Annotated in this window: 27 protein-coding genes and 2 pseudogenes; 15 read left to right on the forward strand and 14 right to left on the reverse strand. The window is 70.1% G+C overall.

The window, feature by feature from the left end; translation table 11 throughout:
* Positions 1-83 precede the first annotated feature (83 nt).
* Together OG568_RS15565 and OG568_RS15570 are read left to right on the forward strand one after the other, a co-directional pair.
* Positions 84-1469 carry an MBL fold metallo-hydrolase gene (locus OG568_RS15565; protein WP_329532011.1) on the forward strand — a complete coding sequence of 462 codons (1386 nt, stop codon included), beginning with the start codon at positions 84-86 and terminating at the stop codon, positions 1467-1469.
* A 121-nt stretch (positions 1470-1590) separates the two neighbouring features.
* A complete protein-coding gene (locus OG568_RS15570) occupies positions 1591-2184 on the forward strand; it encodes a rhodanese-like domain-containing protein (protein WP_329532012.1) in 594 nt (197 codons plus the stop codon).
* Between the two features lie 468 nt (positions 2185-2652).
* Here the strand turns inward: OG568_RS15570 and OG568_RS15575 are convergent, their stop codons facing one another.
* The 3 genes from OG568_RS15575 to OG568_RS15585 form a co-directional block, all read right to left on the reverse strand.
* Positions 2653-3084, reverse strand: a complete 432-nt coding sequence (locus OG568_RS15575) for a VOC family protein (RefSeq protein ID WP_329532013.1) — start codon at positions 3082-3084, stop codon at positions 2653-2655.
* 560 nt (positions 3085-3644) lie between these two features.
* Complete coding sequence (locus tag OG568_RS15580) at positions 3645-4394, reverse strand: sulfite exporter TauE/SafE family protein (RefSeq protein WP_329532014.1); 750 nt, start codon at positions 4392-4394, stop codon at positions 3645-3647.
* Positions 4391-4747, reverse strand: a complete 357-nt coding sequence (locus tag OG568_RS15585) for a rhodanese-like domain-containing protein (protein ID WP_329532015.1) — start codon at positions 4745-4747, stop codon at positions 4391-4393. The genes OG568_RS15580 and OG568_RS15585 overlap by 4 nt, the downstream gene beginning before the upstream one ends.
* 330 nt (positions 4748-5077) lie before the next feature.
* Here OG568_RS15585 and OG568_RS61455 point away from each other — a divergent pair, with 330 nt between their 5' ends.
* The 4 genes from OG568_RS61455 to OG568_RS15600 all read left to right on the forward strand — a co-directional run bounded on the left by OG568_RS61455 (position 5078) and on the right by OG568_RS15600 (position 7063).
* Positions 5078-5404 carry a three-helix bundle dimerization domain-containing protein gene (locus tag OG568_RS61455; RefSeq protein WP_443077660.1) on the forward strand — a complete coding sequence of 109 codons (327 nt, stop codon included), beginning with the start codon at positions 5078-5080 and terminating at the stop codon, positions 5402-5404.
* A gap of 269 nt (positions 5405-5673) precedes the next feature.
* Positions 5674-6273: a class I SAM-dependent methyltransferase gene (locus OG568_RS15590; protein ID WP_329532016.1), complete on the forward strand. Its 600-nt coding sequence runs from the start codon at positions 5674-5676 to the stop codon at positions 6271-6273.
* 95 nt (positions 6274-6368) lie between these two features.
* Positions 6369-6617: a metal-sensitive transcriptional regulator gene (locus OG568_RS15595; RefSeq protein ID WP_266507361.1), complete on the forward strand. Its 249-nt coding sequence runs from the start codon at positions 6369-6371 to the stop codon at positions 6615-6617.
* Between the two features lie 140 nt (positions 6618-6757).
* Positions 6758-7063 (forward strand): hypothetical protein, encoded by a 306-nt coding sequence (locus OG568_RS15600; RefSeq protein ID WP_329532017.1) that lies wholly within the window; start codon positions 6758-6760, stop codon positions 7061-7063.
* 20 nt (positions 7064-7083) lie between these two features.
* Here the strand turns inward: OG568_RS15600 and OG568_RS15605 are convergent, their stop codons facing one another.
* The 5 genes from OG568_RS15605 to OG568_RS15625 are packed head-to-tail and all read right to left on the reverse strand — an operon-like array spanning position 7084 to position 10630.
* The gene (locus tag OG568_RS15605; RefSeq protein ID WP_329532018.1) at positions 7084-7764 is read right to left on the reverse strand and encodes a PIG-L family deacetylase; all 681 of its coding nucleotides are present in this window, start codon (positions 7762-7764) and stop codon (positions 7084-7086) included.
* Positions 7761-8234, reverse strand: coding sequence for a DsrE/DsrF/DrsH-like family protein (locus OG568_RS15610; protein ID WP_329264401.1), 474 nt, complete (start codon positions 8232-8234; stop codon positions 7761-7763). The genes OG568_RS15605 and OG568_RS15610 overlap by 4 nt, the downstream gene beginning before the upstream one ends.
* Before the next feature lie 37 nt (positions 8235-8271).
* Positions 8272-8589, reverse strand: a complete 318-nt coding sequence (locus OG568_RS15615; RefSeq protein WP_329532019.1) for a TusE/DsrC/DsvC family sulfur relay protein — start codon at positions 8587-8589, stop codon at positions 8272-8274.
* Between the two features lie 38 nt (positions 8590-8627).
* Entirely contained in the window at positions 8628-9905 is a 1278-nt protein-coding gene (gene sqr / locus OG568_RS15620) for a type III sulfide quinone reductase, selenoprotein subtype (RefSeq protein ID WP_329532020.1), read from the reverse strand.
* A gap of 53 nt (positions 9906-9958) precedes the next feature.
* Positions 9959-10630, reverse strand: a complete 672-nt coding sequence (locus OG568_RS15625; protein ID WP_329532021.1) for a peroxiredoxin — start codon at positions 10628-10630, stop codon at positions 9959-9961.
* Positions 10631-10802: 172 nt separating this feature from the next.
* Here OG568_RS15625 and OG568_RS15630 point away from each other — a divergent pair, with 172 nt between their 5' ends.
* The 4 genes from OG568_RS15630 (at position 10803) to OG568_RS15645 (ending at position 13875) form a co-directional block, all read left to right on the forward strand.
* A complete protein-coding gene (locus OG568_RS15630) occupies positions 10803-11255 on the forward strand; it encodes an OsmC family protein (RefSeq protein WP_329532022.1) in 453 nt (150 codons plus the stop codon).
* A gap of 2 nt (positions 11256-11257) precedes the next feature.
* Positions 11258-12964, forward strand: a complete 1707-nt coding sequence (locus OG568_RS15635) for an aminotransferase class V-fold PLP-dependent enzyme (protein WP_329532023.1) — start codon at positions 11258-11260, stop codon at positions 12962-12964.
* A 52-nt stretch (positions 12965-13016) separates the two neighbouring features.
* A complete protein-coding gene (trxA, locus tag OG568_RS15640; protein WP_329532024.1) occupies positions 13017-13388 on the forward strand; it encodes a thioredoxin in 372 nt (123 codons plus the stop codon).
* Positions 13389-13479: 91 nt separating this feature from the next.
* Complete coding sequence (locus OG568_RS15645; protein ID WP_329532025.1) at positions 13480-13875, forward strand: DUF302 domain-containing protein; 396 nt, start codon at positions 13480-13482, stop codon at positions 13873-13875.
* 151 nt (positions 13876-14026) lie between these two features.
* Here OG568_RS15645 and OG568_RS15650 read toward each other — a convergent pair whose 3' ends face one another.
* From OG568_RS15650 to OG568_RS15660, 3 genes and pseudogenes are all read right to left on the reverse strand, one after another.
* Positions 14027-14275, reverse strand: coding sequence for a hypothetical protein (locus OG568_RS15650; RefSeq protein ID WP_329536663.1), 249 nt, complete (start codon positions 14273-14275; stop codon positions 14027-14029).
* Between the two features lie 50 nt (positions 14276-14325).
* Positions 14326-14618, reverse strand: a pseudogene (locus OG568_RS15655) (transposase family protein); the annotation flags it as partial.
* 336 nt (positions 14619-14954) lie between these two features.
* Positions 14955-15101, reverse strand: a pseudogene (locus OG568_RS15660) (citrate synthase/methylcitrate synthase); the annotation flags it as partial.
* A gap of 110 nt (positions 15102-15211) precedes the next feature.
* Here OG568_RS15660 and OG568_RS15665 point away from each other — a divergent pair.
* The 4 genes from OG568_RS15665 (at position 15212) to OG568_RS15680 (ending at position 20097) form a co-directional block, all read left to right on the forward strand.
* Positions 15212-16498, forward strand: coding sequence for a citrate synthase (locus OG568_RS15665; protein ID WP_329532026.1), 1287 nt, complete (start codon positions 15212-15214; stop codon positions 16496-16498).
* Positions 16499-16595: 97 nt separating this feature from the next.
* A complete protein-coding gene (locus OG568_RS15670; RefSeq protein ID WP_329532027.1) occupies positions 16596-17540 on the forward strand; it encodes a sucrase ferredoxin in 945 nt (314 codons plus the stop codon).
* 119 nt (positions 17541-17659) lie between these two features.
* Positions 17660-19420 carry a sensor histidine kinase gene (locus OG568_RS15675; RefSeq protein WP_329532028.1) on the forward strand — a complete coding sequence of 587 codons (1761 nt, stop codon included), beginning with the start codon at positions 17660-17662 and terminating at the stop codon, positions 19418-19420.
* Positions 19417-20097 carry a response regulator gene (locus OG568_RS15680; RefSeq protein WP_329532029.1) on the forward strand — a complete coding sequence of 227 codons (681 nt, stop codon included), beginning with the start codon at positions 19417-19419 and terminating at the stop codon, positions 20095-20097. The genes OG568_RS15675 and OG568_RS15680 overlap by 4 nt, the downstream gene beginning before the upstream one ends.
* Before the next feature lie 119 nt (positions 20098-20216).
* Here the strand turns inward: OG568_RS15680 and OG568_RS15685 are convergent, their stop codons facing one another.
* The 3 genes from OG568_RS15685 to OG568_RS15695 all read right to left on the reverse strand — a co-directional run bounded on the left by OG568_RS15685 (position 20217) and on the right by OG568_RS15695 (position 23121).
* Entirely contained in the window at positions 20217-21281 is a 1065-nt protein-coding gene (locus tag OG568_RS15685) for an ABC transporter substrate-binding protein (RefSeq protein ID WP_329532030.1), read from the reverse strand.
* Positions 21282-21440: 159 nt separating this feature from the next.
* Positions 21441-22316 carry an ABC transporter permease gene (locus OG568_RS15690; RefSeq protein ID WP_266586553.1) on the reverse strand — a complete coding sequence of 292 codons (876 nt, stop codon included), beginning with the start codon at positions 22314-22316 and terminating at the stop codon, positions 21441-21443.
* Positions 22306-23121 carry an ABC transporter ATP-binding protein gene (locus OG568_RS15695; protein ID WP_266430202.1) on the reverse strand — a complete coding sequence of 272 codons (816 nt, stop codon included), beginning with the start codon at positions 23119-23121 and terminating at the stop codon, positions 22306-22308. The genes OG568_RS15690 and OG568_RS15695 overlap by 11 nt, the downstream gene beginning before the upstream one ends.
* Positions 23122-23282: 161 nt before the next feature.
* On the opposite strand from OG568_RS15695, the gene OG568_RS15700 reads away from it, so the two are divergent.
* Positions 23283-23975 (forward strand): response regulator, encoded by a 693-nt coding sequence (locus OG568_RS15700; RefSeq protein ID WP_054229901.1) that lies wholly within the window; start codon positions 23283-23285, stop codon positions 23973-23975.
* The last annotated feature ends 104 nt before the right edge of the window (positions 23976-24079 follow it).

A 24079-nucleotide genomic window follows, 5' to 3' on the forward strand; every position in this document is an offset into this window, starting at 1 on the left:
ACCACCCGCACAGGGTCCAACCCTGATCACTTGGATACCCCCCAGGGTATTAGATCTCGTCGATCCCACTACGGAGGTCATCCGTGTTCTTCGCCCAGCACTACCTCGACTGCCTCTCCCAGGCGTCCTATCTGATCGCCGACGAGTCCACCGGCAAGGCCGTCGTCGTCGACCCGCGCCGCGACGTCTCGGAGTACCTCGCCGATGCCGAGGCGCACGGCTTCACCATCGAGGCCGTCATCAACACCCACTTCCACGCCGACTTCCTCGCCGGCCACCTCGAACTCGCCGCCCGCACCGGCGCCTGGATCGGCTACGGCCACCGCGCCGAGACGGAGTACCCGATCCGCAAGCTCACCGACGGCGAGCGCATCAGCCTCGGCGACGTCACCCTGGAGATCCTGGAAACCCCCGGCCACACCCCGGAGTCCATCAGCGTCCTGGTCTACGAGCACGCGGCCGACGCGGTCCCGTACGGCGTCCTGACCGGCGACGCGCTGTTCATCGGCGACGTCGGCCGCCCCGACCTGCTGGCCTCCCTCGGTGTCACCGCCGACGAACTCGGCCACATGCTCTACGACAGCATCCAGCACAAGCTCATGGCCCTGCCCGACCCGGTCCGCGTCTTCCCCGCCCACGGCGCCGGATCCTCCTGCGGCAAGAACCTCTCCACCGAGCGCCAGTCGACCATCGGACAGCAGCGCGCCACCAACTACGCCTGCGCTCCCATGAGCGAGCAGGAGTTCGTCGCCCTCGTCACCGCCGGACAGCCCTCCGCGCCCGGCTACTTCGTCTACGACGCCATCCTCAACCGCAAGGACCACGGCCTGTTCGACGCGGCAGTCACCCAACAGCCTTTGTCCGCAACCGAGTTCCTCGACCGACGGGCCGCCGGCGCGTTGGTCCTGGACGCCCGCGACCCGCAGGAGTTCGCCACCGGGCACCTACTCGGTTCCGTGAACGTGCCCGCCGACGGGCGGTTCGCCGAGCAGGCCGGAACGGTCGTCGCCCCCGACCAGGACGTCGTCGTCATCGCACCGCAGGACCGCGAGGAGGAGATCGTCACCCGGCTCGCCCGGATCGGCTTCGACCGCGTCGGCGGCTACCTGCGCGAACCCGAAGGCGCCTTCCCCGCCATGGCCGACGAGATGCGCCAGGCAAGCCGCCTGACCGCCCATCAGCTCCGCCAGGCGCTCGACGGCGAGCAACCCCCGCTCGTCCTCGACGTCCGCAACACCGCCGAACGCGAGGAGGGCTTCATAGAGGGGTCCACGCACATTCCGCTCGCCGAACTCCCCCGCCGTCTCGACGAGATCCCCGCCGACCAGCCCCTGGTCGTGCACTGCGCCGGCGGCCACCGCTCCTCCATCGCCGCCAGCCTGCTCCGCCACAACGGCCTCGACGACGTCTCCGACCTCCTGGGCGGTTACGGCGCCTGGCTGACAGAGCCCGCAACGGCCGACGTCTGAAATCCCCCGCGCGCCGGGCGGCGGTGACCGCTTTCAACGGCACGGCCGCCCGGCGCCGTGCACCCCTCATTCCTCAACTTCCCTGTTCCGGCGGTTTCGTCCGCCCCGTGAAGGAGACCCCGTGACCGCCGACGCCACCAGCCCCAGCTCCGCCCCGCGGCTCGACCCAGCCGCCCTGCACGAGATCACCGAGAGCGGCGCCGACCCCCGGCTCCTTGACGTACGTACCCCTGGCGAGTTCCGCACCGCCCACATACCCGGCTCCTACAACGTCCCCCTCGACACCCTGCGGGAACACCGCGCCGAACTCCTGCGCCACCTGGACGAGGACGTCGTCCTGATCTGCCGCTCCGGCGGACGCGCCGCCCAGGCCGAGCAAGCCCTGGCCGAGGCCGGGCTGCCCAACCTGCGCGTCCTCGAAGGCGGCGTCCTCGCCTGGGAGGCGGCCGGTGGTCCGCTCAACCGCGGCCCGGCCCGCTGGGACCTGGAACGCCAGGTACGGCTGGTCGCGGGAGGCATCGTCCTGCTGTCCGGACTCACGGCCCTCCTCGTGCCCGGCCTCTACCTCATCGGCACCGCGGTCGGCGCGGGGCTGACCGTCGCCGCGCTCACCAACACCTGCGCCATGGGCATGCTGCTGTCCAAGCTCCCCTACAACCGCGGCCCGCGCACCGACCTGCAGTCCGTCATCGGCGCCCTGGGAGCCCACTCATAATCACCGTCGCCGTCGCCGCATCCCTCTGATCGGCGTCAGCCTCGGCATCCTGGGCAGCGGATCCATCACTCACCACGCACATCCTGATCTGGCTGACCGGCATGGAGGCCACGCAGGCCATCGCCATCTCCCACTTCGCCGTCACCCGCGCCGCCCGCCTCGTCTCGCACGCCCGCGCCGACGCGTCCGGTGGCGCACTGGGCTGCTGTTCGGCATGGCCGGAGGTACGGCGAAGGGCGCCTCGCGGAGTTCATCCCGGGCACTGTCCTGCTGATGGCCTTCGGCGGGATGAAGGCCGCGCCGGCGATCGCCATACTCCCCGGCCGCCCACCGAAGTCCGACAAGGACGACTGCAAGGAGCGCCACGCGGTGGAGCGCGGGATCGATCGCGTCAAGCGTCACCGGGCGGTGGCCATGCGCATGAATAGCTCGCCTCCCACACCGCCACACAGCGACATGGAGGATGCGTCAATCGGTCGCGACGGACGTTCCGCCCCATTCCTCCGGGGCAACATCTGCGAGCGTCTCCGAGAACGTCCACTGGTGGCCCGCAAGGTCCTCGGCCGTGTACTGCCGTTCGCCGTACTCGAAATCGGTCGGTTCCATGATGATGCGTGCGCCATGCTCTCGGGACCGCTCGTAGTGGGCGCCAACGTCCTCCACACGGACCGTCACCGAGTGGGTGACCTCGCCGGGACGTGGCGGGCGGCGATCATGTCGTACGTCTCCGACGATCACGGCACCATCGCCGAAACCGAGCTGTGCGCGGTGGTCCTCGCCGATCCGCACCCGCTCGACGAACCCGAAGGCCGCACCGAGCCAGGCAACCGCCTCGCGCACATCGGGATAGATCAGGACGGGGATAACCGTCGACGCCGGAATGGAGCGATTCGGCTTCATATCTGACTCCCGTCGTTGGGGCCACGCCGCGCAACTGAAGTACGTACCCGGCAGTGGACGCCAGGGCTGTTCGTCGCCGGAGACCTTCGCGGACGCGGAAGAAGGTCGTCCGATCTCAGCCCCAATTTAGCGGAGCGGCATCTGCGTGAGCCGCCACAGCCGCAGCGGCAGGTCGGCCCTCCTCGGACCCTCCGCAGCTTTGCCCGAGTGTGTCGAGAAGGGCGAGGTCGAAGCGGCGCCGGACAGTAGTGCCGGCTCTTTGGAGAACGGCGCTGAGGAACTGGAACATCGTCCAGGTACGGCGGCTTCTGCCCGGACCGGCCACTGCCGGCTACAACCTCCCACGGGCCGTTCCCACATCGCGGGTCGGCTCGCCTACAACATCCCGTCCGGCCGACGAGGGCGTACGAGCCGATGTCCGGTAGCCACGGATACCACACGCCGTACCGGGTGGGGCGTTCGATGCATTCCAGGTATCAGCCGCGTTCGAGTGCGTGGCGGCCACCTTCAATCCGCCTGCGCAGTGTGGTCGGCCACGGATACAGAGAACGTTCAGTAGCTCACCAGAGGGCGTCGGCGAGCATGAAGACCGCGACGGTCAACAGCAGTACGGCGAAGATGCGTTGCAGGCGCCGGGCGGGGACCTTGGCGGCGATGCGCTTGCCGTCCCAGGCTCCGAGGATCGCCGCTCCGAGGAAGGGGCCGACGAGCGCCCAGTCCAATAGTCCGGCCGAGGGCAGCCGGGCCGCCAGCGCGGCCAGCGAGTTCACGGCGATGACCAGCAGGCTGGTGCCGACCGCCTGCGGCATGGCGAAGCCGAGCACGGTGACCAGGGCCGGGACGGCAAGGAAGCCACCCCCGACGCCGAGCAGCCCGGTCACCCCGCCCAGCCCCGCTCCCGCAAGGGCCGCCCGGCCGGGCCGCACCATGTGGCCGGCTCCCGCCTCGGGGGCGCTTCCTCGCAGCATCCGCCAGGCAGCTGCCCCAGCGAGCAGGGAGAAGGCCACGGTGAGCAGGGTCTGCGGCAGCCGGTGGGACAGCGCTCCGACGGTGATCGCCAGTGGCACGCCCGCAGCGGCGAACGCGGCGCCAGGGACCCAACGGACGTTTCCGGCACGGGCGTGGGCCAGCAGGCCGGTGAACGAGGTCGCGGCCACGATCAGCAGGGATGCCGTGGTCGCCTGCGTCGGTGCCATGCCCAGCAGGTAGATCAGGGCGGGGACGGCGAGGACGCTGCCTCCCCCGCCCAGCGCGCCGAGGGACAGGCCGACGAGCGCACCGGCGATCAGTGCCAGTATGAGCGCGGTCACGCGGAACGCCCCCGGGCCCGGCGGCCGGTGACCGGCAGTCCCGCCCGCTCCCAGGCGGTCATGCCGCCCCTGACGTCCACCACGTCCACGCCCCGGGCCGCCAGCAGTCGGGCCGCCTGCCGGGACCGATGCCCCGACCGGCATACCGTCACCACAGGCCGTTTGGCCACGGAGCCCGGAAGCTGCGCGCCGGTCATCAACCGCGACAGGGGCAGATGGAGCGCTTCCGGTGCATGCCCCGCGTTCCATTCCACGCGCTCACGCACGTCCACCAGCACTGCGGCCCCGGCCTGAACGCGGCTGCGGGCCTCGCCCGGGGTTATTCGCCCCGTCCGACGGCGGAAGAACAGCATGACGGTCCTCTCCTTCAGGTACTTGATCGCGCACGAGGTTCGCGTCCTCCGGGGAGCGCACGACGGTCACTCGCCGCCGGCCGGACCGCGCAGGCCCTGCCCTGCCCCGCTCCGCTCACGGCTCCCGCCGGGGTCGCCCGTCAGGAGCGGCAACCAGGAGGAAGACGGGACTCGGCCCGGCAGTTCCCCGGCCTCACCCTCTCGCTCACTGAATACCCCCAGGGGTATCTATTGGAGCGTACACCAGATACCCACCCGGGTATAAGCGGCCAGTGCGCACCCGCCGACCACACCCGCCCCTCCATATACCCCATGGGGTATCATGACCTCATGGCGGAAACCCCGTACGGCATCAAGCGGTTGAGCCTCCCGGTCCGACAGAGCGCGACCACCGAACGGGACCGGCACTGCCCTGACACCCGGCCCTCCACAGGGCCGACGCCCGCTACCGAGCGGCGCGGCCGCGAAGACGTACAGGGCCGACTGACCCGCGCCTTCCCAGACACTCCGCCCGCGGTGCCGGCCGCCGCGACGGCAGAGTCATTCGATTTCTTCTTCTCGGCCCGGATCCGTCACTACGTGCCAGTACTGGCGTTCAAACGCGCCTCACGGAGGCTGACCCAACACCCCCTGAAGTCCGAAGCGAGAGGCGGGTGAACGTGAAACCGACCCCGAAGTGCGTCATCGACAGGTCCCGGCCCTGCAACGCCTGTATCGCCCCGGACCCCCGCAGCTGCCCGTACCCGTACCTCCTCGCCGGAGACGAGGAGACCGGTGGAGCAGCCCCCGAACACGAAGACTCGATCGCCCACGCCACCGCAGACGGCAGACCGCCCCCGACGGCGCCATCACACTGACGTCACCAGTTGCGATCACACACACGGGCGAACGCGACACAGCCCATAAGGGCGGACGAGGAGCAGGCAATGGACGCGGCAGGCTGGGACGAGCGGTACTGCGGCACCGAGTTGGTGTGGACGGCGGCCCCCAACCGGTTCGTCGAAGGCGAGCTGGCCGGGTTGCCCGCCGGACGGGCGGTCGACCTGGCGGCCGGCGAGGGACGCAACGCGGTCTGGCTCGCGGAGCGGGGCTGGGACGTGGACGCCGTGGACTTCTCCGCCGTCGCCCTGGCCAAGGCCGAGACCCTGGCCGCCGAACGCGGCGTACAACTGCGGACGCACTGCACCGACCTGACGGCGTGGGACGCCCCTGAAGCGGCGTACGACCTGGCGCTGATCGCTTACCTGCAGTTGCCGTGGCCGCAGGTGTCGCAAGTGCTGAGGCTGGCCGCGACCGCCGTGCGCAGCGGCGGGACCCTGCTGCTGGTCGGCCATGACGCCTCGAACCGCGAGCACGGCTTCGGCGGGCCGCAGGACCCGCGCGTCCTGTACACAGCGGAGCAGGTCGCCGCCGAATGGCGGCCCTACGCCCGGATCCTGCGCGCCGAGACGGTCACGCGACCGGTCGACGGTCCGGAAGGTCCGCGCACCGCCATCGACTCGTTGGTGCGCGCCGAACGCCTCTGACGAGCGACCATCCCGCCCTGTATACCCCCACGGGTACTATGAAATGCGATCGACCGGCCACGAGGAGGCTCCCGGTGAAGGTGGAAGAGGAAGCGATGGGCGCGGTGCTCAACCGGCTGCGCCGCGCGCAGGGGCAGCTGGCCGGGGTAATCGCCATGATCGAGGCGGGCCGCGACTGCAAGGACGTGGTGACCCAGCTCGCGGCGGTCTCCCGCGCCCTGGACCGGGCCGGGTTCAAGATCGTGGCCAGCGGTATGCGGCAGTGCCTCGCCGAACAGGAGGACGGATCCGCCCCACCGATGACAGAGGCGGAACTGGAGAAGCTGTTCCTGGCGCTGGCCTGAGACCGAGTCAACGGCATGGAGTGCCCGCCGCCTACCGGAAACCCGGGGCGGCGGGCGCTGGCGTTTCCGGGAACATTCCGAGCCTGCGCGACGCTGCCCCTAATACCCCACCGGGTATCCAGGGAAAGGGCGTGGGCAGGATGGCGGAGCCAGAGCACATACGGCTTGTTCCGGTCGGCGAGGCGCCGCTGGTGACCTCCTGCGGCCGGCGGATCGACGTGAAGTTCCTGCGACTGGCCGCCGCCACGGACCGGCCGATCAGCCGGGTCGCGCTCGATGTGGGCCCCGTCCGGAGCGGCGAACCGGGAACCTGGGCCTCGCTGACCATGGGCGAGGCACTCGACCTGGCCCGTCGGCTCACGGCACAAGTCCGCGTCGCCGAAACCGCCGAGTCAGCGCGGGTCGACGGCCCTGTGCCTACGCCGCATCGTGCTCCCTCCGCCTGACAACGAGCCGTTCCCCAAGGTCACAGCAGGCGACGCAAGTACTCGCTCTCCCCCAGGAGTTCGAGGCGACGCCACAGCACCGGGTTGTCGGTCGACTGGCTTGCGTGACAGGCGATGGCGCGGCGCTGCCGGGCCCGCGGTACCGACCTGATCTCATGGCACTCACCCGGCTCACGTCCCGCGAACGAGGCTCCGAACTCCCTGTTCATGGCCTCCGCGACCGCCCTCGGCAAGGTCCAGCCCAGGACCTGGATTCCCCTTTCACGGGCGGCGGCGAGGGCCGCCTCGGTGGCCCGCCGGTGATCACGGTGTCCGGTGACGCCGGTGGTGTCGAACACCAGCAGATGGCTGGGGCGCCGTTCGGTGATGAGCCGGCCGACCCGCGCGGCGAGCCGGCTCAGCGGGACGGAGGCGAGATCGCCGTCCGGATATGCGGCCAACTCCACGCGTTCCACGCCCAGTTCCCGTGCGGCGCAGGCCAGTTCGTCCGCCCGCAGCGTGCGCAGGTCGCCGGGGCCGGCGTGCAGCGTTGACGCCTCGCCGTGGGTGAGGCAGAGCACCGAGGTGGGCACGTCGCGAGCGGACAGCAGTGCCAGGAGGCCGCCCAGGCCGAACGACTCGTCGTCGGGGTGGGCGACCACCGCCAGCACGCGGCGCAGGTCGTCGGGCAGTCCCGCGCCGCCGGGCCGGGGGCCGGTCATGTGTAGATGATCTGGCCGCCGGCCGCGTGCTCGTAGAACTCGCCGACCGTGATGATGCCCTGGACCTGCTCGATGAGGTCGTCCTTGTCGAGTTCGAAGAGGTCCACGGACGCCTTGCAGGCGTAGATGCCGGCGCCGGTGTCGGCGATCATCTCGATGAACTCGGGGATGGGCGGGATGTCGAGCTTCTCCATCTTGCGTTCCATGTACCGGGTGATCAGGTCCGGGACGCCGGGCAGTCCGCCCAGGAGGGTGGGCAGGTGCAGGCCGGGGTTGCCGACGGTGGCGAGTTTGATGTGGTCGTACTGCTTCTTCGTGATGGCGTCGAGGCCGAAGAAGGTGAAGAACAGGTCGGCCTCGATGCCTTCGGCGCGGGCGCCGTTGGCCATGATCAGGGCCGGGTAGATCCCTTCCAGGGATCCCTTGGAGACGATGATCGAGACCTTCTCGATGGTGGCGCTGGCGGTCATGTCGGACGCTCCTTCGGGTAGCGGTCGGCGGGTGGGGTCAGATGCAGCCGCGGGGCTTGGGGATTCCGGCGATCTTGGCGGCGGTCTTCGCCGGGCCCTTCGGGAAGAGCTGGTAGAGCTCCTTGACGCTCACGCCGGAGGTCTTGCCGAGGATCCGTACGGTGGGGCCGGTGCCCTTGGCGGCGTATTCGGCGCGCATGAAGTGGATGACCGTCCAGTGCCGGTCGGTCAGCGTCGCGATGTTCTGTTCGCGGGCGATCTGCTCGGCCATGGGCTCGGTCCACTGGCCGGGGTCGGTGAAGAAGCCTTCGTCGTCGACGGTCACGGACGTGTCGGCGTAGCTGGCGGTGGTCATGGCGGTCTGTCTCCGTTCAGAAGGGTGTGTGGATCTCGTCAGGCGGGGGTGTGGGTCTTGCCGTGCTCGGGCATCGCCGAGCCGATGCCGGGCAGTTCCCGGCCGGGCAGCAGGCTGTGCCAGTACAGCCACTCGAAGGCGAGCTTGCCGAGGTGGTTGGCGCGCGACTCCTTCAGCAGCGGCAGCCCCAGCGCGCCCGGGAAGTGACCGGGCAGCGGCTCGGTGTCGTAGTTGAAGTCGATGAGCAGCGCCTTGTGGAAGCCGGTCTCGATGAAGCAGTTGGTGTGCCCGTCGAAGGAGGCGTCCAGCGGCTTCCCGGCCAGGAACTGGCCGATGTTGTGCGCCAGCACCTCGCCCTCGAAGTGGGCCACCGAGCCCGCCTTGGAGGCCGGCAGGCCCGCCGCGTCGCCGATGGCGAACACATGGGGGTGGTCCGGGTGTTGCAGTGTGTGCCGGTCCACGGGGACGAACCCGAGCTCGTCGCCCAGGCCCGGGGAGCGCTCGACGTACTCGGCGCCACCGTGCAGCGGAACGACCACGGCCAGGTCGAACGGCACCTCACGCTCGTCGTACGACACCAGCCTGCCACCGGTGCCGTCGACCTCACCGAGCGCGAACTCGGTGACCAGCTCGATGCCCTTCTCCTTCAGCAGGCCGCCCAGCGCCTTCGCGGCGACCGGCTTGGTGAAGGCGCCGTCCAGCGGGGTGACGTAGGTCAGCTCGACGCGGTCGCGGATACCCCGGCGCTGGAAGTACCAGTCCGCGAGGAAGGCGAACTCCAGGGGCGCGACCGGGCACTTGATCGGCAGGTCCACCACGTCGATGACCACCCGGCCGCCCTCGAAGCGCTCCAGCGCCTGGTGGAGGGCGACCGCGCCGGGCAGGTCGTAGAAGGTGTGGACCTTCTCGCCCCAGCCCGGCCCGGTCAGGCCCTCGGTCTCCTCCGGCAGCAGGCTCGCGCCGGTGGCCACCACGAGCACGTCGTAGCCCAGCGAGGTGCCGTCGGTGAAGTGCACCTGATCGGCGGTCAGGTCCACCCGGTCGATCTCGGCGCTCCGGTAGGCGATCCCGTCAAGGAGCTGCCGCGGGCGCGGGCGGACCAGGGCGTGGGGTTCGGCCAGGCTGAAGGGGACGAACAGCAGTCCGGGCTGGTAGACGTGGTCGTCGTTCTGGTCGACCACGGTGATCCGGCACTCGCGCTCGTCGTACGTCCGCCGCAGCCGGTTGGCCGTCAGCGTGCCGGCGGTGCCGCTTCCGAGAATCACGATGCTCTTGTCCATGCCCCCACTCTCGGCGGCGGGGTGAGGCATCGTCATGGGCCGTTGGTCCCGGAAGGGGTACCCGTGGGGGTATACCTTCGGCCCTGGGCTCAGCGGGGAGTGCCGGGCTTGGTCGCGAGATACCAGTCGGCGAGCTTGACGGTCTCGTCGGCGAGCCTGGCGTCGAGTTCGGCCTGGGTCTTCGGGGCGCCGAGGACGACATCGTCGCCGGGGCGCCAGTTGGCCGGGCAGGAGACGCCGTCGCGGTCGGAGGTCTGCAGGGCGTCCACGAGCCGCAGGATCTCGGGGATCATCCGCCCGGCGTTCATCGGGTAGTAGAGCACCGCCCGGACGGTCTGCTCCGGGTCGATGACGAAGACGGCGCGGACGGCGGCGGTGCCGGAGGTGTTCGGGTGGAGCATGCCGTAGGCGCGCGCGACCCGGGTGTCGAGGTCGGCGATGATCGGGAACGGGATGCGTACGCCGAGCTTCTCCTGAATGGACCGGGTCCAGGCCAGGTGGCTGTGGACGGAGTCCACCGAGTTGCCCAGCAGGGCCACGTTCCGGGCGGTGAACTCGTCGGCGAGTTCGGTGAAGGCGACGAACTCGGTGGTGCAGACCGGGGTGAAGTCGGCGGGGTGGCTGAAGAGCACCAGCCAGCGCCCGGCGTAGTCGGTCAGGCTGACCGGGCCGTGGGTGGACTCGGCCTCGAAGTCCGGCGCCCTGTCGCCGATGAGAGGAGGACGGGTGGGAGTGGTGGTCGGCTGTTCGGCAACGGTCATGGGGCACTCTCCTCGAAGATGAGCTCGAATACCCCCTAGGGTATTTGGGTCCATGAGGTTCATCCCAGGGCCGAACGGCCCTCTCTCCGATCCCCTCGGCCTCTCGCGAAGACGCACCGGGCGCGGTGCACTGGATACCAAAGCGACTGACCGGACCCGAGGAGACGCGGCCATGACCCACACCGCACCCGACACCACCACTCCCGCCCCGCCGTCGGCACAGGACGTGCACCGGCTGGAGGTCTCCCACGTCGACGGAGACGCGTACGCCATTGAGGTACGCGGCCACCGGCTGCTGGTCGACCAGCCCGAGGACGCCGGCGGCCAGGACACCGCCCCCACGCCCACCGAGCTGTTCGCCGCGTCCCTGGCTTCCTGTGTCGCCTTCTACGCCGGCCGCTACCTGCACCGCCACGGCCTGGACCGCACCGGACTGCGGGTGCGGACCGAGTTCACGATGTCCACCGACCGCCCGGCCAGGATCGACACGGTCCACGTGAGGGTCCTACCGCCTCCCGGCCTGCCCGAGCAGCGCCGCGCCGCCCTCCTCGCCGTCGCCTCGCACTGCACCGTCCACAACACCCTCCATCAGCCGCCGGAGATCGTCATCGGGCTGGAGCCCTGACGATGCCCGCCCGTCCGGTGACCGGCCAGGCGCCGCCCACGCTTCCCCTCCTGGAACGCATCCGCCGGGGGATCATCGGCGACGACGAGGTAATGGATGGCCCCTACGGGCCCCGGCGCGTCGTCTACGCCGACTACACGGCCTCCGGGCGCTCGCTGGACTTCGTCGAGGACTTCCTCCGCGACCACGTCCTGCCGCGCTACGCCAACACCCACACCGAGAGCTCCAGTACCGGGCTGCAGACCACCCGGCTGCGGGAAGACGCCCGCCGGATCATCCGCGACGCGGTCGGCGCCACCGAGGACGACCTCGCCATCTTCTGCGGTTCCGGCGCCACCGCGGCGGTCAACAAGCTGGTCGGCATCCTGGAACTGCGCCGGCCGGCCACCGCGCCGCCACCGCCCGCCGAACGTCCCGTGGTGTTCGTCGGCCCGTACGAGCACCACTCCAACGAACTGCCCTGGCGCGAGTCGATCGCCGACGTGGTCGTCATCGACGAGGACACCGACGGCCATGTCGACCTCGCCCAACTGGAGGGACAACTGCTCCGGTACGCCGACCGGCCCCTGCGCATCGGCAGCTTCTCCGCCGCCTCCAACGTCACCGGCATCCTCACCGACACCGACCGCGTCGCCCGCCTCCTGCACGCCCACGGCGCCCTGTCCTTCTGGGACTACGCGGCCGCCGCCCCCTACATCCCCATCCGGGTCGCCGAGAGCACCCCCGGCGCGAACGACCACAAGGACGCCATCTTCCTCTCCCCGCACAAGTTCGTCGGCGGCCCGCAGACCCCCGGCGTCCTCGTCGTACGGCGCGAACTGGTCCGCAACCCGGTGCCCACCGCACCCGGCGGCGGCACCGTCTCCTTCGTCGGCCCGCTCGGTCACCGCTATCTGGACGACCCGGTCGCCCGCGAGGAGGGCGGCACCCCGGCCATCGTCGAGTCCATCCGCGCCGGACTGGTCTTCGCCCTCAAACAGGCCGTCGGCACCGACACCATCCAGGCCGCGGAGGAACGCCACTGGCGCCACGCCCTGCACAGCTGGGACCGCAACCCCGCCATCGAGATCCTCGGCAACCACGAAGCCCGCCGACTGTCGATCGTCTCCTTCCGCATCCGCCACGGCGACCGCCACCTGCACCACAACTACGTCGTCGCCCTGCTCAACGACCTCTTCGGCATCCAGGCCCGCGGCGGCTGCTCCTGCGCAGGCCCCTACGGCCACCGCCTGCTCGCCATCGACGCCGCCACCTCCCACGACGTACTCGACGAGGTCCTCCTCGGCTGCGACGGCATCAAACCCGGCTGGATCCGCATCAACTTCAACTACTTCATCAGCGACACCGTCCGCGACTACCTCATCGACGCAGTCGACCTGATCGCCACCCACGGCCACCGCACCCTGCCCGACTACCGCTTCGACCCGCACACCGGCGGATGGCACCACCGCCGGGCTCCCACGGGCCCGCCCCTGAGCCTGACCGACCTGGCCTGGGAACCCGACGGACGCCCCACCCTCCCCGACCACCGCGTCCGCGCCGGCGAACACGTCCTGGCCGCTCAACTCGCCGACGCACGAACCCTGTTGACGTCCCTCCCCGACCATCTGGACGACGGACCGACCGGCCTGCCCGCCGACTTCGAGCGCATGCGCTGGTTCCACCTGCCACCCACCTGCATGGAACAAACCCGCCCCTCGACCCGTTGAAGCAAATACCCCCAGGGGTATTAAAATTCGACCACGAGAGGTGGAGATCACCATGGCGACCACTGAACTGACCAAGGCCAACTTCGACGAGACCGTCACCGGCGCGGACATCGTGCTGGTCGACTTCTGGGCCGCCTGGTGCGGCCCCTGCCGCCGGTTCGCCCCCGTCTTCGAACAGGCCGCCGCCAAGCACCCGGACATCGTCTTCGGCAAGGTCGACACCGAGGCGCAGCCCGAACTCTCCGCGAGCTTCCAGATCTCCTCCATCCCCACCCTCATGGCCATCCGCGACAAGACCGTCCTCTACGCCCGGCCCGGTGCCCTCCCCGCCCCGGCACTGGAAGACCTCATCACCAAGATCCGCGCCGTCGACATGGACGACGTACGCCGCCAGCTCGCGGCGCCCACCGCCGACAAGCACTGAACCGGAGCACCACGCAGGCTCCCTGGCCACCCGCCCGCCGGCCAGGGAAGACGACACCGCGCCGAACGCCACGAACAGGAAGGCCAACACCATGCGCTACGACCGCACCGTCCACCTCGACACCGACTTCGCCACCACCGTCAGCCGCGTCCGCGAAGCCCTCGCCGCACAGGGCTTCGGCATCCTCACCGAGATCGACGTCACCGCCACGCTCAAGGCTAAGCTCGACCACGACATGGAGGACTACGTCATCCTCGGCGCCTGCAACCCGCCCCTCGCCCACCGCGCCCTGGAGACGGACCGCAGCATCGGCCTGCTGCTGCCCTGCAACGTCGTCGTCCGCACCGACGGCGACCGCACCGCCGTACAGGCCCTCGACCCGAACACCATGGTCGCCCTCACCGGACTCGACGCCCTGCGCCCCGTCGCCGAGGAAGCCACCCACCGCCTCGACGCCGCCCTCGCCTCCCTCACCAAGGACGCCTGACAGCCCCGCTCCGGGACACCTCTGACCGAACCGTCCGGCGTTGCCGCCTCCTGGCCTCGGTATTCTCCCGAGGATCAGGGCAGGGTCGTAGGTACTCACTGCCGCCGAGGAGTCGTGGCCCTGCGGCGATGAGCGTGCCTCTTCGGTCACTCTAAAGATCAAGGGCAGCGGCGAAGGCAGAGAAAGTGGGCGCCACGACTCGCCACTCGTACAACAGGGGATTCATCGAGACGTAACTGCCCACGACCCGCGGGTCGTGGGCGTCGGTGCGGTAGTCGCGGGCGAGGCCGACGTCGTCACCGGGGACTCGGTTCACCGCGATGAAGAACGCCTGCTCGACATCCAACCAGGGCAGTTCGACCGGAGTTTCCTGGCTGCCGCCTCGCGCCACATGCAGCAAGGCCGCGTACCTGTCATCGTCGAAGATGTCCAGTGAGCTGGACTCCTGCCCACCGCTTCCTTCGCGAATCGCTGCGTGGCTGGAGTGCGGGTTTCGGGCCGAGGCGATCGATGACCCGGTCGCCCGCAGACTTCGACACCCCGAACAGCAGGGCCAGTTGCCACAGTGTCAGGTTCGTTCACCAGCAGGCCGTCACCAGCAGCACTCGATCCTCCGGCGACAGCTTCTACGGTCGTCCCCGGCCGGACGCGTGGCGCCCTCGCGCCGCAACTGGGCCAGCAGCTCGCCGAAGGCCAGCGGGCTCAGCCCACTGAACCGGAGCTGTCCAAGAAGATCTCCTCGCCCTTCCGGCTTCACGGACCGCGACTCCACTCGCAGCGCCCCTGCCCCCCTGGCCTCGGTCCGCTACCCACCAGGATCCGGACCATACGCGGGCCAGGGCTCGACCGCTCCATGCAATACAGCGTTTGCGCAGGTCAAAGCCTTCTGTGGCCCGTACCACCAGCAGACCAAACCTGCTGGCAGACCTTCGCACTTCCGCCGACACTCCGCTACACGTCCTGGCCCGCCTACAGAAACTCCGATTACTGAAGTAATCGTTGGCCTTTTTCGCCCCCAATTCGACCCCACGCCCCCACGTCAATGCCCTGACCTGCATAGATGAGATTCCAGGACATCAGACGCTACAAGTCGGGCGGTAGTGGTAGAAGCCCTCCCGCCCCCTGACGTCACCGAGCGCGGTGTCGGTGACTACGACGCCCGAGAGTCCTCTCGGTACGTCGACAGGGGTGATGGACGGTGCGGTCGCGGCCCGGTTGTTCGGCATGATTTCCTCCCTGAACTTGATTTGACTGTCCATGCTTGACTGGATGCGTGTCAATATTGATTGAGTCAATATGGCGATACACAGATCGATACACAGATACGGTGGCGTCCATGAGGGATCAAGAACCGGCGGGGTCGACGCACGAAGGCCGCGAAGGCCATGGAGGCCACGAAGGTCGGCGGCTCAGCACCAGGGAGACCGCCGAGCTCCTCGGCGTGAAGCCCGAGACCGTGTACGCGTATGTGAGTCGCGGCCAGCTCACCAGCCGGCGCGACCCCGGCGGCCGCGGCAGCACCTTCGACGCCAAGGAGGTGGAGGCGCTGGCTCGGCGCAACAAGCGTGATTCCGGCGGGAGTTCGAGCACCGGCGGCGAGCTGTCCGTCCGTACCCGCATCACCCTGATCGACAAGGACCGGTACTACTACCGAGGCGTCGACGCGACCGAACTGGCCGCGCGTCACTCCTACGAAGAGATCGCCGAATGGCTGTGGACCGGAGAGCTGCGCCCGGGCGTCACGTTCACCGCCCCGGAGGCGTCCGTCACCGCCGCCCGCCGCGCCGTCGACGCGCTGCCCGAGCACAGTGGACCCACCGACCGGCTCCGGGTCGCCGCGATCGCCGCCTCGGCCGCCGATCCGCTGCGCTTCGACCTCTCGGAGAGCGCCGTCCTCGGCACCGCGCGCGCCCTCATCCCCACCCTCGTCGCCGCCCTCCCGCCCCGGCGCCATGACCACCGCGACGCGGGCCCACTGGCCCACCGGCTGTGGGGGCGCCTCACCGGCCGAACTCCCGACGAGGCGTCACTGCGCGTGCTGGACACGGCACTCGGCCTGCTCGTCGACCACGACCTGGCCGCCTCGACGCTCGCGGTGCGGGTCGCCGCCTCGGCACGGGCACACCCGTACGCCGCCGTCTCGGCGGGCCTCGGCGTGCTCGAAGGCCCCCTGCACGGCGCGGCCAGCGGCCTCGCCCACCGGCTGCTCCTCGACGTCCTCGACCAGGGCACCGCGGCCCCCGTGGTCGCCGACGAACTGCGCGCCGGACGCCGTGTCCCCGGGCTCGGCCACCGGCTCTACCCCGGCGAGGACCCACGCGCGCGTGCCCTGTTCGCCCTCCTGGAGGAGGTGCCGGGCGCGGCGCCCGCCCTGGCGGCGGCCCAGGACATCGTGACCACCACCGCCCGGCACACCCCCCTGCACGCCAATGTCGACCTGGCGCTGGCCGTGCTCACGGTCTCCTCCGGCATGTCCGCCTCCGCAGGAGAGACGGTTTTCGCCGTCGCCCGAACGGCGGGATGGATCGCCCACACCCTGGAGGAGTACGAGGAACGCCCGCTGCGCATGCGCCCGAGCGGCCACTACGTAGGGGCGCGCCCGCCACAGCCACTCCCCAAGTGAGCTCCGAGCGCCCCACAGCGCTCCGAATGCGCCCAAAGTGCGCCCCTTACGCACCGCCGGAAGTCACCCCACGCGAAGTCAGGTTAGGCTCACCTCTGTGAGTACGTGCACGACCGCGTCCCGGGACCTCGACGAGCCCCTCGCGGGGACCGCGGCGACCGCGAGGACATGGCTGCTCCTCGAACAGCCCGGCCCCTGGGGTGCCAAGGCGCTCACGTCGAGCCACCTGGACCCGAAGCTCGGCCGCGCGCTCGAAGCCGCGGCCCGGGACACCGGGGTGCGGATCGCGCTCATCCGCCGCCCCGGACGGCACGCCGACTGCGGTACGTCCGCGGAGCGCCAGGTGTTCGCGGCTCACACCACCCCGGGCAACGTGTGGCTGCACGCCGCCACGACCCGCGCTCCTGAGCGGTTGCTCGACCTGGACTTCACCGCGCTCGGCGAGGGGGACCCGCGCACCTTCGACGCGGCGCTCCAAGGTCGGCACCACACGGGCGAGCCGCTCGCGCTCGTCTGCACCAACGGCAAGCGGGACCGCTGCTGCGCCCTCCTGGGCCGGCCCCTCGCGGCGGAGCTCGCCGCCTCGGGAGTGGCGGGCGCGTGGGAGGTCACCCACCTCGGCGGTCACCGCTTCTCGCCCACGCTGCTCGTCCTGCCGTACGGATACGCCTACGGGCGGGCCGAGGCCCACGCCGTCAAGGAGATCCTCCAGGACGTGCGGGAGGGCCGCGTCGTCACGGAGGGCTGCCGTGGCAACTCCGCGTGGGAACGGCCCGGGCAGGCCGCTGAGCTGGCCGTGCGCAGGGCCTCCGGGGAGCATGCCGCGGAAGCCCTCAGCGTCGTCCGCACGGACGGCGCGGCGCCGCGCTGGGACGTGACCGTCGCCCACACCGACGGGCGCCTGTGGCGCGTCGTCGTGGCGCAGGGCACCTCATTGCCGCCCCGCCCGGAAAGCTGCGGCTCGGCGCTGGGTTCCCCGGCCCGGATGGACGTGGTGGCCGTACGGGAGATGCCCCGCGCGGCGATCCCCGTGGCCTGCTGACCAAAGCTCTTGCGCGGGCCGGCCCGTACCCGCCGACCACGGCTTCCCCACACGCCGCTCAAGAGATCCACGCCACACTCCCTTCGGCCCGGCGCACGCTCCCCCGTACCGTCATGGCTATGAGCCCCACTCCCCCCGCACGACGACTGCGCCTCGGTCTGCCGCGGCGGGTGTTCTCGCAGGTGCTGCTGATGCAGGTGGCGATCGCCGCCGGGGTCGCCATCCTCGCGACCGGGCTGTTCCTCGCCCCGCTCAGCGCCCAGCTCGACGACCAGGCCAAGCGCCAGGCGCTCGCGATCGCGCAGACAACGGCCGCCCAGCCGCAGATCGCCAGGGACCTGCAGACGTCCATACCGTCCGTGAACGGCCCCGTACAGGTCGCCGCGGAGCGGATCCGCAAGGCCAGCGGGGCCGAGTACGTCGTGGTGATGAACACGCACTGGGTGCGCTGGTCGCACAAGGACACCACGCAGATCGGCGGGGTCGTCTCGACCGACCCCAGCCAGGCCCTGGCCGGCCGGGACGTCATGGACATAGACAGCGGCACACTGGGACGCTCGGCCCGCGGCAAGGTACCCCTGCGCGACGCCCACGGGCGCATCATCGGCGCGGTCTCGGTGGGCATCGAGTACGACAGTGTGCGCGCCCGGCTGATCCACGCGATCCCCGGACTCTTCGCCTACGCGGGCGGGGCCCTGGCCGTCGGTGCGTTCGCCGCGTATCTGCTCTCCCGACGAGTCCAACGGCAGACCCGTGACCTGGCCTTCTCCGACATCTCGGCGCTGCTCGCGGAACGCGAGGCGATGCTGCACGGCATTCGGGAGGGGGTCATCGCCCTGGACCGCGTCGGCCGCGTGAGGCTCCTGAACGACGAAGCGCAGCGTCTGCTCGGGCTCGACGCCGAGGCCATCGGGCAGCCCCTCGACGACGTGCTCGGGCCGGGCCGCACGACCGACGTACTGGCCGGACGGGTCACCGGCACGGATCTGCTGACCGTGCGCGGCCAGCGCGTCCTGGTCGCCAACCGCATGCCCACGGACGACGGCGGCGCCGTGGCCACGCTCCGCGACCGCACGGAGCTGGAACAACTGGGCCGTGAGCTCGATTCGACCCACGGTCTGATCGACGCCCTGCGCGCACAGGACCACGAGCACGCCAACCGGATGCACACGGTCCTGGGGCTGCTCGAGCTGGAGATGTACGACGACGCCGTGGAGTTCGTCGGCGAGGTGGTCGGCGACCACAGGGTCACCGCGGAACAGGTCACCGAGAAGATCCACGATCCGCTGCTGGCCGCCCTGCTGGTCGGCAAGGCCACGGTGGCGGCCGAGCGCGGGGTGGCTCTCTGGATCGCGGACGGGACCCGGCTGCCCGACCGGCTGGTCGACCCTCGGGGGCTGGTCACCGTCGTGGGCAATCTGGTCGACAACGCACTCGACGCCGTCGCGGGCACACCGCACGCGCGCGTGGAGGTCGAATTGCGCGCCGAGGGACGAACGGCCGTGCTGCGCGTACGGGACACCGGGCCCGGAATTCCGGCGGAGCGGCGGGAGCTGATCTTCACGGACGGGTGGTCCACCAAGAAGCCACCGGCGCACGGCAAGCGCGGACTCGGTCTCTCCCTGGTACGTCGTCTCGCCGAGCGGCAAGGAGGCAGCGCGGAGGTGGCGGAGGCCGACGGAGGGGGCGCGGAGTTCACGGTCGTGCTGCCGGAGGCCCTCACGGACGCCGACCTCGGGGCGGCCGAACACCGCGTGCCGGGCCCGGAGGGCGAACCCCTCCGCGGGCCCGCACCGGAACTCGTACGACAGCCCGACACGTTCTCCCGGAACACCACCGATGCCACCGCCACCACGACCGCCGAGGAGGAGTCGCGATGATCGAGGTCCTGGTCGTGGACGACGACACCCGGGTCGCGCGGGTGAACGCCGCGTACGTCGACAAGGTGCCCGGCTTCCATGCCGCGGGCGAGGCGCACAGTGCCGCCGAGGCGCTCCACCGGATGGAGACGCTGCCCCACCTGGACCTGGTCCTGATGGACCACTACCTGCCCGACGAGACGGGCCTCGCGGTCGTCCAGGAGATGCGTCGGCGCGGGCACCAGACCGACGTCATCATGGTGACCGCGGCCCGCGACATCTCGACCGTCCAGGCAGCCATGCGGCAGGGCGCCCTCCAGTACCTGGTCAAGCCGTTCGCCTTCGCGGGCCTGCGCGCCAAGCTCGAGGCGTACGCGGCTCTGCGCCGCACGCTCGACGGCGGCGGCGAGGCCGAACAGGCCCAGGTGGACCGGATATTCGGCGCCCTGTCGGCGAGTGCGGAGCCGAACCTGCCCAAGGGGCACTCCCCCACGACCGCGGAACTCGTCCGCCGGGCCCTGATGACCGCCGAGGGGCCGCTGTCGGCCCAGGAGATCGCCGAGGAGACCGGACTGAGCCGACAGACCGCCCAGCGCTATCTGAAGCTCCTGGAGCGCACGGGACGGGCCAGGCTGACCCTCAGATACGGCGACGCGGGCCGCCCGGAGCATCGCTACGTCTGGGCGACCCGCGCCTGAGGGCACGGCCGAAGAGGGAGATCCTGAAGGCGCGGCCACGGGGGCGGGGGGAAGAGGCCGCGCACCCCGCTCCGAGCCGGTGGCGGCCTTCTTCTCTCCGCCGGTGCCGGCCTTCTTCCTCAGCCGGTGGCGGCCTTCTTCACGAACTCCGTGGTGAACGTCTTACTCAGGTCCACCTTGGCGTTCTTGATGTTGGGGTTGAACGCCTTGAGCACCTTCTCGACGGTCTCGGGGCCGTCCTCGGGCATCACGCCGTCCTTGGTGAACATCGGCAGCGTGCTCTGGATGGCGGTCGCGTAGAGCGTCTTGTTGCCCTGGGAGTAGTCGGCGGGCATCTTGGCGGCGATCTCGGAGGCGCTGTGCGTGGACATCCACTTGAGGGTCTTCACGAAGGCGTTGGCCAGCTTCTGGACCGTCTCCTTGTGGCCGTTCACCCAGTCCGTCTGCATGTAGAGGCTGGACGAGGGATACGGTCCGCCGAGCGCCTCCTGCGAGCCACTCGGCGTACGCATGTCGATGAGCACCTTGCCGAGGCCCTTCTGCAGGACCGTGGCGACGGTCGGGTCCGTCGTCATGCCGCCGTCGATCGCCCCCTTCTGGAGTGCCGAGACGAAGGTCGGACCCGCTCCGACGGCGACCGGCGCGAACTCGCTGACCTTCACACCGTTCTTGACCGCGAGGTACTTGGTGAGGAAGTCGGTGGAGGAACCGAGCCCGGTGACGCCGAGCTTCTTGCCCTTGAAGTCCTTGGGCGAGGTGATGTCGTCCGCTCGCTTGTTGGAGACGATCTCCACCTCGCCGGGCGCGTGCGAGAACTGCACGACGGACTCCACGGCCTTGCCCTTGGTCTGCAGGTCGAGAGTGTGGTCGTAGAAGCCGACGGCTCCCTGGACCTGCCCGGACACGAGTGCGGTCTCCGCCTGCACACCGGCCGGCTCACTCAGGAGTTCGACATTCAAACCCTCGTCGTTGAAGTAGCCGAGCCGCTGCGTGAGCATCGCCGGCATGTAGATGACCTTGTCCAGGCCACCGACCATGATCTTGACGTGCTCCCCCTTGCCGCCGCCCCCGTTGCTGCCGGAGTCGGCGGTGGTGGAGGCCGCGTCGTTGGCACAGGCGGTGAGCGAGGAGAGGGCGAGCAGACCGGCGGCTGCCAGCGCGGAGTATCTGGCGGTCTTGCGCATGATGGGTCACGTCCTTGTGAGAGGGCAGTGCGGGAAAAGGGGTGCCCTGGGGAGCGTTGAGCGGAAAGGGGGGCACCCTGGAAAGCGTTGCGAGGAAGTCGGGCACCCTGGAGGGCCCTGAGAGGCAATCGAGCACCCTGGGCGGGTGTCGTCTGCCGATCAGCTCTCGGAGTCCGACGGCTTCCAGCGGAAGATGCGGCGCTCGGCGAAGGTGAGCAGCCCTTCGGCCAGAAGTGCGACGACAGCGAGGATGACCATCGCGGCGTACACACCGGCCGCGTTGAAGGTGCCCTGGGACTGGGCGACGAGCAGGCCGATGCCCTTGGTGGCGCCGATGTACTCACCGACGATCGCACCGATGAGGGCGAAGCCGAAGCTGACATGGAGGCTGGTGAAGATCCACGAGGTGGCGGAGGGGATGACGACCTGAAGCGTCACCCGGCGGTCGCTCGCCCCGAGGATCCGGGCGTTGGCGACGAGGTTGCGGTCGACCTCGCGGGCACCCTGGAACGCGTTGAAGAAGACCGGGAAGAAGACCAGGACCACGGCCGAGGCGACCTTGGAGGCCGGCCCGAGCCCGAACCAGATCACGAAGATCGGTGCGAGGACGATCCTGGGTATGGAGTTGAGCACCTTGATGTATGGACCAAGGACATCGGCGAGGAAGGCGACGCGTCCCAGCGCGATACCGAAGACCACGCCGGTCACGACCCCGATGACCCAGCCGAGCAGCGCCTCGTGGAGCGTGTACCAGATCTGCTCGCCGAGTGAGCCGAGCGCGGTCCCATGGGTCACCCAGGTGTAGACCTGGTCCCAGATCTTCGACGGCATGGAGAAGTTGAACGGGTCGATGATCTTGGCGCGCGCGAACACTTCCCAGAGGCCGAGTACGGCGATCAGCAGCACCGCACGGGCGGCGGCGACGATCACCCTGCGTCTGCGGGCGGCACGGGCGCGGGAGTGGGCGCGTCCCGGCTTGGCGGGCTCGGTGGCGGTCGCCGCGACGACGGCCTCGGGCATGACGTCAGGCGACATTCGCGGCGCCCCTCTCTCGGGTGATGCGGACCTCTTCACCGAGGGACTCCCAGATCTCGCGGTAGATCTCGATGAACCGCGGCTCCAGGCGCACCGATTCGACCTTGCGCGGCCTCGGCAGATCGATGTCGAAGACCTGCTTCACGGTGGCGGGGCCCGCGGTCATCACGACGACCTTGTCGGCGAGCGCGATGGACTCCTCCAGGTCGTGGGTGACGAAGACGACCGAGGCGCCCGTGCCCTCCCACAGCTCCAGCAGCTCGTCCGACATCAGGGCCCTGGTCTGCACGTCGAGCGCCGAGAAGGGCTCGTCCATCAGCAGGATCTCGGGGTCGTTGACGAAGGTCGCGGCGAGGGCGACGCGCTTGCGCTGACCACCGGAGAGCTGGTGCGGGTAGCGGTCCTCGAAGGCCGACAGTCCGACCCTGGCCAGCCATTCGCGGGCCCGCTGCTTGGCCTCCGCCTTCGGAACACCGCGAAAACGCGGGCCCGCCATGACGTTGGACAGGACCGTGCGCCAAGGGAAGGTGGCGTCCTGCTGGAAGACGAAGCCGACCTTGTCACCGACGCCCGCGACCGGCTCACCGGCCACCAGCACCTCGCCCTCGGTGGGCTCCTCCAGACCGCTCACCAGGGTCAGAGTGGTGGACTTCCCGCAGCCGGTGGGGCCGACGACAGCCACGAACTCGCCACGGCCGATGGTCAGATCGAGCTCCCTGACCGCCGTGTGCAGACCCCCTGACGGGGTCTTGAAGATCTTGCTCGCGCCCCGCAGCTCAATGGCGGGGCTGGTGTCTGCGCTCATGGCCCGGGACCGTAGATGTGGCGCGGGCCACAGCATCAGTCTTCTGGGCGCAAGGCCTTCTTCTGCTTGCAAGAGTCTGTTGTGCTCATTTTGCTCGCGCTACAACAGCGGAGCCGAAACACGGGCTTAACGCTCGCCAGGCCTTGAGAGAAAGAGGCCCGATGATTGACGTCCTGGTCGTGGACGACGACTTCCGCGTCGCTGAGATCAACGCGAAGTACGTGGGGAAGGTTCCCGGATTCCGGGTGGCCGCCCGCGCGCACAGCGCTGCCCAGGCCCTGGCCGCCGTGGAGCGCGCGCCCGTCGACCTGGTCCTGCTCGACCACTATCTGCCCGACCAGACGGGCCTCGAACTGGTGCACCGCATGCGCGAACGCGGCCACGGCACCGACGTCATCATGATCACCGCGGCCAGCGATGTGACGACCGTGCAGGCCGCGATGCGCCTGGGCGCCCTGCACTATCTGGTCAAGCCGTTCACCTTCGCCGCACTGCGCACCCGGCTCGACTCGTACGCGGCCCTGCGGCGCACCGTCGACCGGGTCGGCGGGCGCGGCGTGGCGGGCCAGGAGCAGGTCGACCGGATCTTCAGCGCCCTGCGCACCACGCCCGTCCCGTCGTCGCCGGGGCTGCCCAGCGGCCACTCGGAACCCACCACGGACCTGATCTGCGGTGTCCTTCACCGCGCGAACCAGCCGCTGTCGGCCCACGAGGTCGCGGCCGAGACCGGGCTCAGCCGCTCCACCGCCCAGCGCTATCTGCGCCATCTGGAGCAGGCGGGACGGCTGCGCCTCTCGCTCAAGTACGGCGACACGGGCCGCCCGGAACACCGCTATGCCTGGGTGGCACCCTGACCCCGCGCCTAAAGCCGTCACACCCACCCGGCACGTGGCGTGCGTCGCCGGGCCGTACGTCGCCGGGAGCACCCCCGCCCGCTGGAGGCGCCCCCGGACACTCG

It is taken from the genome of Streptomyces sp. NBC_01450 (assembly GCF_036227505.1).
Taxonomy (GTDB): domain Bacteria; phylum Actinomycetota; class Actinomycetes; order Streptomycetales; family Streptomycetaceae; genus Streptomyces.